Source organism: Methanococcoides sp. NM1, assembly GCF_900774285.1.
Classification (GTDB): domain Archaea; phylum Halobacteriota; class Methanosarcinia; order Methanosarcinales; family Methanosarcinaceae; genus Methanococcoides; species Methanococcoides vulcani.
This window is the reverse complement of record NZ_CAAGTW010000005.1, coordinates 115,154-129,771: the sequence shown is the minus strand read 5'-3', so window position 1 is coordinate 129,771 and position 14,618 is coordinate 115,154. Positions and strand designations below refer to the sequence as shown.

Genomic DNA, 14,618 nt, shown 5'->3' with positions numbered 1-14,618 from the left:
AATGTCTCCAAGATCATGCGTTATAGAATACTAGTTATTAGCATCAGAGATTATAAAACTTTCCAGAAATGTATGCAGTCATCTCAATAAAAAGAGATGACCGCACAACTAAACTTGTTTTCCAATAAGGTCTTTTTCTTAGTGCTGAAATGACAGATCCCGGTTATCAGGTACTATAAGAGGCCATTTCACATGGGAGTCTGTTTTTTCCACTTGAACACCAGTAACTGGAGTTCCGAGCTTGAAATTATGTGGTCTGTACCTGCCAGTGGAGTTTGTTTTTTCCATTTGAACACAGCAAACTGTAATTCACCACTTGTGATCAAGCTACCTCCGTCAGAATCCGGATTGTTCCAGGGGTTCCAATCGACATTGATATAGCCCACCTCTGTTCTGGTGTCCACGCCCTGTGAACCAATTGCTGTCAGGGTTACGTTGTAAAGACCTTCTATATCGTAGGTGTGTACCGGATCCCTTACAGTATAATCCGTGTTACCATCACCATCCACATCCCACCTCCACATTATGGCTCCAGTGGACAGATCGGTGAATTCCACAGTAAGCGGGACATCTCCTGAAGTTGTATTTGCCGTGAAATCCGCAAAGACATATTGCGTATTGAGACTTTCACTGGTAGCAAGGCTGAACAGATAGCCATAGTCATTCCCATAGAATATCCTGCCATCTGAGATGGATACTCCCTGAAGAGTATACCCGTTCTTCTCCGATGGGGGCTGGTATTCCCACCTCACATCCGGCTGGGTGTTTCCAGAAGAATCCTTCAGGCAATATATCTTTGAATATTCGGTATTTGTGGTGAAATAGATATAGATCTCACCGTCACCGTTATCATAAGCTGTTGATACTGCAGGGGATGCCTGCACGCCGCCATTTGGAGTATAGCTCCATATTGGTGACAGGTCCGATTCATTCAGGCAGTAGAATTTCCCATTGGACCCATAAAGGCCACTTCCTACGTATAGCCTGCCATTATAGACCACAGGAGTTGAGGTACTTGCCAGACCAATGTCCTGCCTGACTATATCCGATACATTAAAAGTGCCATCCTGGTTCATACCTACGGCATAGCAGTAACCTGCTTTTGATGAGAAGTAGATCCTGTTGTCCTGCTCGTTATAACAGATCGATGAAGCGATCTGGCGGGCATCAAAATCCGGCCATAGAGAGGACACATTAAGTTCATCCACGGTTATGCCGTCATTTCTGTTGACGGAAGTAATGTATGACCCATCGTCCCCGAAGACAAGATAATCACCTGAACTTCCAACCACTGCTGCTCCTGCCCATTTGTACTGCTTTCCGCTGGAAGATGACCTGTTCCAGCATTCTGCTCCGGTATCATCATAACAGTAATATTTGTTCTCTCCCCCATAATCCCCGATGTATATCCTGTTATCAATGAACGTGATAGGGGAATTCAATTCCCCGGAAGATACTGTGACATCCCAGAGCTGGACACCGGTCATAGCGTCGAAAGCATGGACCTTCCCTGCATTCGTGGGCACGAACAACTTCCCATTACCGTATGCAAGGTTCCCTGTAAGGAAACCACCGCCGCTTGATGAACTTGTCCATTGCAGCAACCCTGTGTTCTTATCATAGGCCCACACAGACCCGTCAAATGTTGATACATACAATAGGTCCCCGACAACAAGAGGAACAACATCTATTCCTGCCATTCCACTTGAAGTCACATACGTGTCCCAGCATTGCGGAACCTCGGGTGCGGTAATTGGTGCTTTGTCAGACGTTATGCCTGTCTTTTGTGTATCCACCTGAAATTGTGTCCAGTCGGCTGCTGAAGCCACCATCGGTAAAAATATCAGAATTATAAGTATTGAACTCAGAAACAAAAACGTTCTTTGATCTTTTTTCAAATTGGTCCCTCCATCCCTGCATATTTGCTTAATTTGCCTTTTGTCACAAAGGACACTGGTTCATACGAACTCCAGCCCTTTAGGCTGCCTGAAGAAAGCGTGTGCCACCAGGACAAAAACCTGTTGTTGTTTTTCATATTATTCCAAAAATTATATCCCGCCATTATTTCCGTATTACCAAAAAATAAAAAAAAAGTTCACCCGGTTTCCCGGATGAACAAGACCTGAATCGGAATTCAGGGTTATTCAGTTGAGGCAAGCCACTGTGAGATGACTTCCTGCAACCTGTCTGTGGTAATACGTGCTCCTGTTACTGGAGCAGGTTCGTCGGTAAGCCAGCAGTTGATTGCCTGCTGCAGTTCACTGGTGACCACGTTTTCATCGGCTACAGAGTCGATGTCATCCCATGGGTTCCAGTCCTCTTCGATAACAACAAAGTCATCACCATCAACATTGATGCCGTTGACATCCACAGCGTTAACCATAGCAGAAACAAAACCTGTGAAGTCATAGGTAGCTGCAGATTCATTGTATGGGATCTGTACAATGTATGAGATGGTTGTGGTATTTCCAACAAGCATATCATCTGCCCATACCCATTCATAGGTATCTGCTGCATCAGGACATGCCCTGAATGATGAACCATCGTTGTCTGCAGGAGTTAATATCCATCCTGCAGGAACTTCTTCAATCACTGTGAGAGCTTCAATGTCCTTGAGGGCTTCAAACTCAATGGTTACCAGAGTTGAGTTGTGCTGGTCTGTAGTAATGACTTCATCCTGCATGAAAGTCTGGGTTGCAATGGTCCTGATTGCTTCCACAGGAGAATCGTCGTTAACTGTGATGATCACACCATAGTTTGCACCATCTGCACTTGCGACATATGTGCCGGTTTCATTCAGTGTCCACAGTGGACTATAGAACTCAACGACATCGCCATCATTGAGATGATTGGCACCAGTGCCATACGGTGCGAGCTCGCCGTTGATGAGAAGTCCCCAGCCGGTACCATTTACAGCACCGATATCATTGATCCAGAAGGAAGCAGGATATGGGTCTGATGCAGGGGAATAGGCTGCATCAATAGCAAGATCGGTCTCCATGAGAGCTCCGAGGTCTGTCAGGGTATCCCATGATGAAGGAGCAGCAGGATCGACTAAACTTGCATCTAATGTATTGTCGTTCATCAGTGTAACTTCACCCTGCCAGAGAATCACAAGGCTGGATTCGATCTCACTGTCAGCGGCAATCCATGCGCCCATGAGTGGATAGGTGTCGCTTCCGAATGCATCCTCACCAACACCATTGCCATCGGCATCATTACCTGCATAGTCGGAGTAGTAGTTACCGAGATAACCTGTGCAGCTTGCGCCTCTGTAGGTGTAGGTGACCTCCTCGGAGGTGTTGAAGACAGAACCTGTTGCACTTGTAATAGGCACAGTGACATCAATGAAGTTGTTCAGGTACACCTGACCACTTAACACACATTCAGATAACGATAACATTTCATTGTTACGAATGATATTATTTGAATTACCATTATTTAAATAAAATTGTCCACTGCTAAGGTAATTGTTTTCAAATAAGGAATCGGTAGCATCTACTGTAAAGCGACCATATGAGAAATTATTATCCCTTACAATTAGATTTGAGGCAGAACCCTCTAATCGTCCCAAGTCACCAGAGCAGTTCTCCATCAGGATATTATTACCCTCTACACCGATCTCGGGAAGTATGTAACCATCATGTCCATCCGACAATGCTTCAAAATCACAGTTTCTGAAAACAGTATCATTCTTAATAGACGCACCATCTCCAGTACCTACATTTCCAATGAAACTGCAGTCCTCATATGTCATTCCAGGATTATATACATCGAGCTGAAGTGGATCCACGCTGTACGGTCCCATAGCCCCAATAAATGAAATGCCCCTGAAGGTTGTCCCTGAAGCATCAGCATCAACAAAACCATGATCCACACCAATCTTTATCACATTATTCATACTGTTGCCGTTGGTAGAAATGATTACTTCACCTTCACCTTCATCAGCCATGAAAGTCAGGGTTTTGGGTATGAATAAGTAGGCCTCCATCCAATCTCCCGGAAAAGTGTATGTACCGGGTGCCATCATGATAGTGTCCCCTTCCTGTGCATTGTCGATTGTATCCTGCAGGGAATCAAGCGTAGTTATGTGAATAATAGGATCGTGCGTGACAACGACATTCACAGTGTCATCAGCAATTGGTGTCTCCACGTAAGCCTCTCCAACAAAAGTGTATGCAGATGCAGATCCACTGATCGTTTTGAGACCGGCTATTTCAAGGGAATTGACAGTAACATCATAAGTTATAGTATGGATATCACCGGGATGCAGTTCCGGACCTGACGCAATCCAGGAAGCGGTATCGCCAATAACGGAGAAGGCGTATCCTGCACTCTGGTTTTCTGTGACGGTCCAGCCAAATGGAATCGTCTCTTCAAGACCCATACCTACAAAATAATCATCGGTACCTGTACATTCCAGATCCACTGTAACGGTAAAGGTATCTCCCGGAGCAACGTCTGTCACTGGGACCGTTCGGTCTGCGATCAAATTTACATCTGCCAGGGCAGGAGTCACCAAAGCAGTAACGGCTACTATTGCCACCATCAACAATAGCCCCAATGTTCTATTTACATTCATTTTCGTACCTCTATATTTCACTCTGTGTTTTTACTCTTCTTTTTATTTCTGAAAGCTTATTTTACATAGGAGTCTGTTTTTTCCACTTGAACACCATGTACTGGAGTTCAGAACTTGAAATCACATGACCTGTGCTTATTGGAGTTTGTTTTTTCCACTTGAACACTGCATTCTGGAGCTCAAAGCTGGCTATCAAGTTACCACTTACAGAAAGTTCGTCATTGTAAGGATTCCAATCACCTTCAATGCAGTAGAGATAACCAGCGTTGGTACCATAGTACACCTTGCCCTGGGAAACTGCAGCTCCCTGTAAAACATAGCTAGTATCACCGGGAGGATTATACTCCCAGATGAGCGTGCCATTCTCGTCAAGACAATACAAGGACCCGTCCTCCATTGCTGACGTGAAATAAATAAACGGTTTGTCGTAATAGGTTGAAACGACCGGAGATGATTTTACACCATCTGGCGCATCATATGACCAGATCAGCTGTCCGGTGGAATCATCCACACAGTTGAGCTTACCTGTATAGCCGTGCTCACCCTGTCCGACATACACCCTGCCATTATAGACCACAGGTGTGGATGTGCTGAACCCTTGCATCAGGCTCCAGCCATCATTCAGGAATTGACCTGTACCGGAGTTGAAGCCTATCTTCCAGAGGAATCCCATATCCTGGCCCTGTTCAGAGGTGGCATAGACATAACCGTCCTCATATACCACCGAAGAACGGAACAGACCCGGAGTTTCATTTGCAAAAGATATCCTGGTGCTCACATCGCTGTCAAGGTTCACCTCATCAACAAGAGTGCCTTCCTTCCTGTCAAGACATACCAGTTTACCTTCATGTGTCGAATAAACTACATAGTCCCCGACAACAGAAGCACCGTTCCAGATGAATCCCGCACTATCGTTATTCGGGTAGCTCCACAGATGGTTTCCAAGATCATCATAACAATGATAATATTTGGTTCCCACATCCAGTCCAAGTCCATCTCCAATGTATATCCTGTGATCAAAGTAGGTTATCGGTGATTCAAAACCTTCATCCGAGACCTCAATTGACCACTGTTCAACACCGGAATCTGCATTATAGGCAGACAGGTTACCGCCCATTGATGCAACGAATATGTTACCGTCACCATATGCCGGTGTACTGGACTGGATAATAGCAGGTTCCAGACCTTTCTTCCACAGGAAAGTAGCATCGTTCTTATTATGTGCATAAAGTGTGCCGTTTGAAGTGTAAGTGTAAACCACATCCCCAACCACAACCGGCGGACAATCGATATGTTCTCCTGAATGATCAGCACTCCATTTGAGTCCTGCAGAATCATCTATCGGAGCATAACTGCCTGTCATACCGGGCTTAAGCCATCCATTCTGGAACTGAGCCCAGTCATCGCCTGTCAGTGTGCCAACAGGCATTTCGGATCTTACTGAAACAACGGGTTCCAACACATTATTTGTTTCTAAAAGCTCCACGTTCTGAGAATCACTATCAACGATAACGGTTAATCCAACGTTTCCGGTAGTTGATGGCATCCATGTAAAACTGACACTGCCGTTTGTATCGGGAGATACTGCAGGCAAAGTAACATCGGCAATGATAGTACTGCCTTCCATTACAGAGACATTGCAGGGAACAGAAGCCTTGTAACCGATATTTTCGACACTGGCTGTCATCTCATACGTATTGTTCACGTAGATCTCAGACGGGGTCAGTGATGTTGGACGAAGGTCGCAGTTTCCGCTCACCACAGAGATGGTTTTGGGTCGAATGTTGTTATTTTCATCCGCCTCCACAATTGCATTATCAGGATCAACCTGAACGTAAAGGGTGTGATCACCGGCCTGGGATTCTGTAGGTGTCCAGACGAATGTGAGTGTCTCAGACAGACCAGCAGCAACACCATCAGTGATAGTTTGGTTACTGAACTCCACCCCATCAATCAGTAAGCTAACTGCTACATCGTTGCCTGAGTAAGTTGTCCCTTGATTTTCAATAATTGTTGTGATAACATTTGGCGTATCACAAAATGCCGTCGTGGCTGCAAAATCTAAGGTTTTAGGGATCAGGTCAATGAAAGCATTGCTTCCGTCATAGCAATATATTGCACCACTACCGATTGTGAGCAATTTGCCATCGTATATTGCTGGCGAGGTACCTCCGAAGTTACCCTTCCAGAGAATATCACCGGTGAATGCATCCAGAGAATACAGTCCAGCATACCCGAACATTCCACCTCTTCCTCCAACATAAACCTTGCCATCGGCAACAGCTACAGATTGGGTCCACTGCCCCAGCCCGAGAGAAGCATCGGTTTCCCATACAATATCACCGGTACTTGCATTGAAACAGAAGGTTTTACCACGCTGATAACCACCGGCTACATAGACATTGCCGTATGCCAGCGTGGGTGTTGCATCAGTCCTCCATGTTTCCCGTTCCCAGACAATAGATCCATTATTGGCATCAAGCGCATACGTTGCCCCGGTACCATAGAAATTATAAGTAGTTACGTAAACACGGCCGTCATCTCCGCAAGCCACAGAACCGCATGCATTCTGTTCCAGTGAGGTTTCCCACAGTTTCGTACCGGTGTCAGCATCAACGCAATATACGAAACCCTGTGTTAAAGACCCATTTACTGTATTCTGGTAACTGAAACTTGTCAGGTACACCTTGCCGCCCATATAAGCAGCGTATCCCTGTGCCCGGGGGCCACTAAGACCTGATCCACCATCGTCAAATGTTGAAAAATTCCATAACTCTGTACCGTCTGTTTCATTGAGACAATAATAGTGACCTCCATCCCAGTCGCTGCAGAATACTTTTCCGTCTGCAATGGTTGGACCACCATTTACAGAAGCAGCTTTAACCCCGTCAACCGGCGGATTTTCAAATGTCCAGATAATATTGCCTGTTGCTGCATCAATGCATGTTGTATTCTGCCCTGATGATGTGAAAACGCGACCATTATGGTATGCTGGAGAAGCCCATGAGCCATATTCCATAGCATCGACCCCAGTACTCCACTCCAGACTCCCATCGGTCAGGTTCACGGCTTTGATATAGCTAAGACCCGAATCCCATGAACCACCCTCCTTACAATTCACAAACACTTTACCTTCAGCAATGACCACAGATGAATCCCCTATAGCATCCAGAGGATCACTCATCCAGGCGATCTGGTTTGTATCAGGCCCAATGATCTGGTAACCTGTATGCCCAGCATCCTTGTGGAACTGATGCCAGGAATCACTTGTTGTCTCTTCCGCCATAGCCGGCGAAATAAGCAATACTAAACTCAAAAAAATGAGTGTGAAGATAATTGTTTTCAACTTATTATTCATAGATAATAGCCTCCATTAAGGATAGCACAGCTTTTTTTCTTCAATGTGAAATTACATTTTGAAATCATACCAGGTCACCACACCACTTGCATATTGAATGATTGTTAGACAAACATATTAGGTTTGAGACTTAAAATTGATAGTTTTTTATATACTTAAATGTATTGTTTTAGATAATTTATTTTAGCTAAATTGGTAATATAAAATGCATAAGATTCAAATCTTAAACAACTTCCATAATAGCCCCCATCAAGGACATCACGACTTCTTTTATTCAATGTGAAATTAGATTTTGAAATCATACCAGGTCACCACACCACTTGCATATTGAATGATTGTCAGACAAACCTATTAGGGTTGAGACTTAAAATTGATAGTTTTTTATATACTTAAAGGTATTGTTTTAGATAATTTATTTTAGCTAAATTGATAATATAGAATGCATAAGATTCAAATCTTAAACAACTTTCCTTCAATTTTCCAATAATTCAAATATCATAACTAGGTCCTATAATCTTGCATCAAACCAATATCAGTAAAAGCATCCAGTAATCACTCTTCAGAAAAATTTCGGACCCATTTTATGTTGAAAGATGTTTCAAAAAATGGTAGAACAAGAAAAATGACGCAACTTGAGCAGATTAATGAAAAAGACTCGGCTTTTAAATCAAAGCTCTAATCAATTATCACCTTTCTTGTTTGTATAAATTTGACCATACATAGAAACGATGCCTGGACCCATTTAAGCATGTGTTTTGGGCTGATGCTCGTTAGCATTCAGAATTGCCTCAATTTATAGAAAATGTATGCAGTTATCCCCATAAAAGAGATAACTGCACAATTCCACTTATGTACCCGATAATATCCTTTTCTTTAATATGAAATGGACAGATTCCAGTTATCAGGTACTATAAGCGATCATTTCACATGGGAGTCTGTATTTTCCATTTGAGCACAGCAAACTGGATCTCGCTATTTGCTATCAAGCTACCTCCATCTGAATCAGGATCGTTACAGGAGTTCCAGTCCAAAACAGTATCAGGCCTGTAAATGACATTGTCACTGGCATCGATCCCATAACCCGTAATTCCGGCACAATCAATGACCACGCCAGCCCTAGAATCACCTTCAATTACAAGTGATTTCGATATATCCAGAGTCTCGGTATAGACACCATCATAAATGTGAATACTATCCCCAGATCCAGCAACGGCCATAGCATCATTAATTGAAGGATAGATGTATAGAGTATTGGTACTTGCCATAGTCATGGTACCTGCTGTATTCGTACCGGATTCATCGTCATCGACATAAAGTGTAGCACCTTGAGCTACACTCATTAACATTATCAATCCTATCATGAGCGAAAAGCCCATTTTTCTGATATTAATTTCTATCGTTCCACCATTTAAAACTAATAAATTAGAAAGACAATATAATAAATTCCAAATATACTGTTGAAATATATTAAGTGTAATCGGAATTTATAGTGAATGTCGTATAATTCAAATATGATATAAACGTTTCTATTTAAGATTGTTTAAGATTTTATTAGTACTAATATATGTGAACCATCGAGAAATTGATTGGTTCAATGAATGATAAATATATAAGAAAAATGCTCACTGAACGCATATAGCAAAAGATGAACATCCCGGCGTATCTAACTCAAATATTAAGTAATTCTCACCCTCATCGATAATTTCGTTAGACAGCTCATGAAACATATCGCCCTCATTCCAGCGATAGCTATTTTGGTGGCTGCACTACATAAGGAAACTTTTGCCAATGATATGTGTGTAGGTCTTTCTCATATGGACAGTAATAATAGTGGCTTTATCGAGATCATCTTTCCTAACTTCACAGGATCATCTATAAATTTAACAATAAAAGGTTCACTGCATAGGTTTCCAACAAAAAAAGTGGAGATGAACATGTTAATTATAAGAATAGCTTAAGTAATATCCATATAGCCATCAAGTGACGGAAAACTTCCGATGGAGCATGCATCACCATCGTAGAGGTTATCAATGCATACAATTGTTTCAAAAATAGAAAACTTATTGGAAGTGGATCGGATGTTCAAATTGGAGATCTTACCCTCGAACGTTCTATCTTATTATGTTAAACTTAAAGTAGTTATTACCCCTTCCCATTTCCCCCGAGTTCCAGCCACCTCAAAAAAGTAGCTGAAGAAACAGTATCCCCAAGCCCCACCGTGGATACCGGCTTTTCACAGATGATGGTCGGCAGGATACACACCAAAAAGTCCCTGTACTCCCCGCATACACCGCCCTCAAACTGTTCGCCACCAATAAGGTCCTGCAATTTGCCTGCCTGCCTTATCCCTTCTTCGCTTCTGGCAAGACCACTCACTGAATCTTCAAGTTGGGATCGTTCAGGCAGTTTTCCTGATGCTGCAAAAGCTGCTGCACACATAACACCGAACTGCATGCTCCGCATCTCACGAAGAGGCGTGGAAGTTCCTTTCCTGAAAATGCCCATAATGAAATCACGTGTATGCAGGACGATCTTCTTCAGGCCGGTGGATGAAGCACATTTGACACAGGCATCCAGAATAGCGCAGGCATCCATTTTTCGTATCATGTCCGAGGGAACACCATGCAATTCAGTAAGCATTACCAGTTCATCCTCGTTCATTCCGATGCTATCCACCGTACCGGAAAGTTCGGTGAAAATGGAAACACCCATATCCACACTCATGAAATGACCGAACTCAACATGGATCGGAAGATCAGGATTGCGTGCTTTCCAGTCCTTTAATTGTGAGTGTGCCTTTTCAAAACGCGCAGTATATCCGGAACCGTCAGGATAGCATTTCTGCAACTGATTGAAACCGGAAATGATCGCCCCGTCCATCTCGGTCACATGCTCACGACTGTACTCTTCAAATTCATGAGTGATCGTAAGTTCCGTATTGATATCATCATAAGTGGCAATGAAACGATTCTCTCTGGCCACTATTACCTCTGTGCCGAAAAGATCGAAACGGGTTCCACTGCTAAAATCAAAAACAAAATGGATGATCTCATTAGCGTCTTTGGAGGTTGAAGCATCCTGTGGAACGGACTTTCCCGAAAAAATAATGTTCCCGCCTGACATCAATGGCTTTATGCCTTCTATATCACCAACCGCATTCATGACAACCTGATCTGCACCCATGTGGGACATGACGTTTGCCATTATTCCCATATTCCCCCCAAGGCGTATCTCACTTTTCCCATAATATCGGCTTTTCAGGAAATGAAAAACATCATCAGAATAGATGAACCATTCCGCACCTGTGTCTTTCTGCATATGCAGGACCAATCCTGCCACAAGATCAGAGATCGACCTGATCTCACCCGGAGCATCGCGTATATTCTCAAGCAGTTCCTCCATATCCACAATCTCCATGAGATCTGAGATCTCCTCCCCGGTTATCTTGTACACAGCATCGATGTTGACGTTATATCCACAAAGGATCTTCATGGGAATGCCTCACTTAAGCTTTGAAAGAAATGCCATAAATGCAGTAGCTGAGATCGCATCCCCTATACCAACAGTGGCAACAGGTTCACTTACGACCTTTGTAGGAATGATAAGAGCATCATACTGCGGTGTGCATATACAACCATTCTCGAAATCTTCCATGCCACATATTCCGCTCCTCACTAGATGCTTTTCGAGCTTTTCAAGTTCCTTGTGACCTTCATCGGAGATCGGAACATCAAGACCTGACTCTGTACTTTCAAGGGAAACTATCTCACCGTGAGATGCCTTCGCAGCTGCAACTGTTGATCCAAAAAGCAGGGCTTTGCGGTGGTCTTCAACAGATACGGGGCAGTTCTTCGACACAAGGCAGATGTAAAATCCAAGGGAATGGATGTGCACCCTTTCAAGTTCAAGCTCCTTCAAAAGCTTCACAGCGCCCTCGTACAGTGAAACGATAGCATTCTCGCCCTTATTGATGACAGAATAGGCCAGTTCCTCATAACCAAGAACGTTCAGGGCATTTGCAACCTCAACGGTGTCAAGGCCAAGGGAATGAACATGCTGCCGGACTATATGTTTGAGTATGGCCTTCCTGATGACCTTGTTCTGTATTGAAGTGAATTCCACGTGTATACGTATGTCAGGATTGCCTTCCTTGAGCTCTTCGATGACATTTACGGCCTTCTCAACATAGTCCATGTAGGTAGAGCCATCCTCATACTCCTCTTTTATCATCTGGTAGCCTGCCAGTATGGCACCGTCAATGTTAGCCTGCAACTGGGGAATCCTCTCGTAAAGCTCAGGATCCATCTCGATACGGATCCACTTTGGCCGGGAAGAGATGATCAGACGATTATCCCTTGGAATGACAAAATGCTCTCCCGCGAACTTCACATCCATTCCCTTTGAGAATTCCAGTATCCAGTTGACCTTTGGCCTGTTATCAGGATCGAATGCCTGTTTAGGATGCTTCAGCACAAGCTTCCCGTCCTCTACCACAGGGAACAGCAGGTTCTCGGAATCTACAAAGTATTCTGCCTGCTCCTCAGAAAGCCATGGGACATAGGTAATTACTTTCTCAATTCCCATGGATGCCAGAAGGTTGGAGATGATGCCTGCCTGGCCGCCCATTCTTGCAGAATCAAACACCAGATGGTCAGTAAGCCAGTCATGGATCTCAGTTGTATTCGTCGGCACCTCGGCGGCCTTTCCGTCACGCATAGCGATGATAAGTCTTGCAACAAGATCAGAAGGAGAATCGATCTGGCGCGGATACTCGAAAACCTTCTCCCGAACCTCTGATATATCCACATTCATCAGCAGATGCTCAATATCCTCCGCGCCTATGTGCTTGATGGCATCGATATTGCTGTTATATGCAACAAATATCCCCCTGACATTTCCAATAGACGAAAGAATGTCCTCATAGGACTTTTGATAAATAGAATCCCACTCCCTTATTTCCATAAGATCACCTTCAAATTCAAACTGCCAGATCGGCCATTTTACGTAGTATATTCAGCATTGATCCTCACATAATCGTACGTCAGATCACAGCCCCATGCTGTCGCACAGGAATCCCCCATATGGAGATCCACCTTGATAATTACCTCCGGGCTACCCATGATAGAGCCCAGCTGTTTTAGCAGCTCACTGTCCTCTGATACGATCTTCCCGTTATCAACCAGAACTGCAGAATCCGAGCCATTGGAAAATGCAAGCGAGATCTTACCCTGGTCAACATCCGCACCGGAATAACCTGCTGCTGCCACAACTCTCCCCCAGTTGGGGTCCTTGCCGAAAACTGCGGATTTTACAAGAGGAGACCTGACAATAGCCTTTGCAACAAGCCTGGCATCGTCCTCTGAAGCTGCACCCCTGGCCTGTACCTCGATCAGCCTTGTAGCGCCTTCTCCATCTTTTGCGATCTGTTTTGCAAGGTCCGTCAGGACATGCTCAAGTCCCTGCTGGAACTCGTTCATATCAGGCTTTATCCCGGAAGCACCTGTGGCTGTAAGCAACACCATGTCATTGGTACTGGTATCCCCATCCACTACCACCATATTAAAGCTCTTGTCCACTGCTTTTTTCAGGCAACTGTCAAGAACATCGGTATCAACTTCAGCATCCGTGTAGACAAAACCGAGCATAGTACCCATATTCGGTTCGATCATTCCTGAGCCTTTGCCAATACCACCAATACAAATGCCGGAACTAAGTTCAACAGCAGCCATCTTCGGAACAGTGTCCGTTGTCATAATAGCGCGTGCAGCATGGCTGTTTCCCTGAGGTGATGATGTAAGCGAACCCATAACTTCATCGATGTTGTCATTTATCCACCCAACATCAAGTTTCCTTCCAATTACACCTGTGGATGCCACGCCAATAAGCTCACTGTCAACCCCAAGTTTCGTCGAAAGAACAGCTGCCATCTCCCTGGCATCAGCCAGACCTTCCTCGCCGGTAAAAGCATTTGCATTGCCACTGTTAGCTATTATAGCAGCCAGTTTTCCGTTCTTCTGAAGCGCTTCGCGCGTCACGACCAGAGGAGCAGCTATCACTTTATTTCTGGTAAAAACACCTGCTGCATTGCCTTCAGCTACGATCACCGCAAGACCCATCTTTCCCGGCTTGATACCGTAAGAACGTATACCTTTTACTGAACATATGCCGCCATCTATAATTTTCATTTAAACCACATTAAATACCTGCAAGACCGCGGATTATATCCCCACGTGTGATTATGCCCACAAGCTTATCGTCATCGAGAACCGGAAGCCTGTTAACTTTATGCTTTGTCATTAATCTGGAAGCATCTTCAACTGAACTTTCAAGGCTCACAGTGAAAATATCTTTCTCCATAATCTCACTGACCGGTTTTGAACCGACATCTGAAAGCATCTTCTTGGTATCCTCCCAGCTGATAAGTTCACGTATGGGTATCTCTATGACCTCAAATGGACTGGGAAGCCACAGACCGCCATGTTCAGGGATCTCCAGAAGTTTTAGAAGATCACCTTCTGAGACAATACCCATAACATTACTGGCAGAAACCACAGGAACGCCGCTTATGTCCTCTTTCTTCAGCAACTGTGCAACACTGCTGATGGAATCTTCAGGACTGCATACAATGACACTACTGCTCATAATATCCTTTACTTTCATGATCATATCTCCTTTTTC

General features: G+C 44.1%; 9 protein-coding genes. 1 reads left to right on the top strand and 8 read right to left on the bottom strand.

Features of this window, described 5'->3' with window-relative positions:
* Positions 1–188: 188 nt before the first annotated feature.
* From E7X56_RS06535 to E7X56_RS06520, 4 genes are all read right to left on the bottom strand, one after another.
* The gene (locus E7X56_RS06535; protein WP_135606006.1) at positions 189–1,898 is read right to left on the bottom strand and encodes a PQQ-binding-like beta-propeller repeat protein; all 1,710 of its coding nucleotides are present in this window, start codon (positions 1,896–1,898) and stop codon (positions 189–191) included.
* 242 nt (positions 1,899–2,140) lie between these two features.
* Positions 2,141–4,582: a hypothetical protein gene (locus E7X56_RS06530; RefSeq protein ID WP_135606004.1), complete on the bottom strand. Its 2,442-nt coding sequence runs from the start codon at positions 4,580–4,582 to the stop codon at positions 2,141–2,143.
* A 61-nt stretch (positions 4,583–4,643) separates the two neighbouring features.
* On the bottom strand, positions 4,644–7,898 hold the full coding sequence (locus E7X56_RS06525; RefSeq protein WP_167879463.1) for a PQQ-binding-like beta-propeller repeat protein: 3,255 nt from the start codon (positions 7,896–7,898) through the stop codon (positions 4,644–4,646).
* A gap of 965 nt (positions 7,899–8,863) precedes the next feature.
* Positions 8,864–9,280, bottom strand: a complete 417-nt coding sequence (locus E7X56_RS06520; protein WP_135606000.1) for a hypothetical protein — start codon at positions 9,278–9,280, stop codon at positions 8,864–8,866.
* Positions 9,281–9,658: 378 nt separating this feature from the next.
* On the opposite strand from E7X56_RS06520, the gene E7X56_RS06515 reads away from it, so the two are divergent.
* Positions 9,659–9,898 carry a hypothetical protein gene (locus tag E7X56_RS06515; protein ID WP_135605997.1) on the top strand — a complete coding sequence of 80 codons (240 nt, stop codon included), beginning with the start codon at positions 9,659–9,661 and terminating at the stop codon, positions 9,896–9,898.
* A gap of 184 nt (positions 9,899–10,082) precedes the next feature.
* Here E7X56_RS06515 and E7X56_RS06510 read toward each other — a convergent pair whose 3' ends face one another.
* Genes E7X56_RS06510 through E7X56_RS06495 form a run of 4 tightly spaced genes read right to left on the bottom strand, consistent with a single transcriptional unit; the run spans position 10,083 to position 14,600 of the window.
* Positions 10,083–11,432: an ADP-dependent glucokinase/phosphofructokinase gene (locus E7X56_RS06510; RefSeq protein ID WP_135605995.1), complete on the bottom strand. Its 1,350-nt coding sequence runs from the start codon at positions 11,430–11,432 to the stop codon at positions 10,083–10,085.
* A 9-nt stretch (positions 11,433–11,441) separates the two neighbouring features.
* Complete coding sequence (gene pfkC, locus E7X56_RS06505) at positions 11,442–12,902, bottom strand: ADP-specific phosphofructokinase (RefSeq protein WP_135605993.1); 1,461 nt, start codon at positions 12,900–12,902, stop codon at positions 11,442–11,444.
* 38 nt (positions 12,903–12,940) lie between these two features.
* A complete protein-coding gene (argJ, locus tag E7X56_RS06500; RefSeq protein WP_135605991.1) occupies positions 12,941–14,125 on the bottom strand; it encodes a bifunctional ornithine acetyltransferase/N-acetylglutamate synthase in 1,185 nt (394 codons plus the stop codon).
* 10 nt (positions 14,126–14,135) lie between these two features.
* Complete coding sequence (locus tag E7X56_RS06495; RefSeq protein ID WP_135605989.1) at positions 14,136–14,600, bottom strand: CBS domain-containing protein; 465 nt, start codon at positions 14,598–14,600, stop codon at positions 14,136–14,138.
* Positions 14,601–14,618 lie beyond the last annotated feature (18 nt).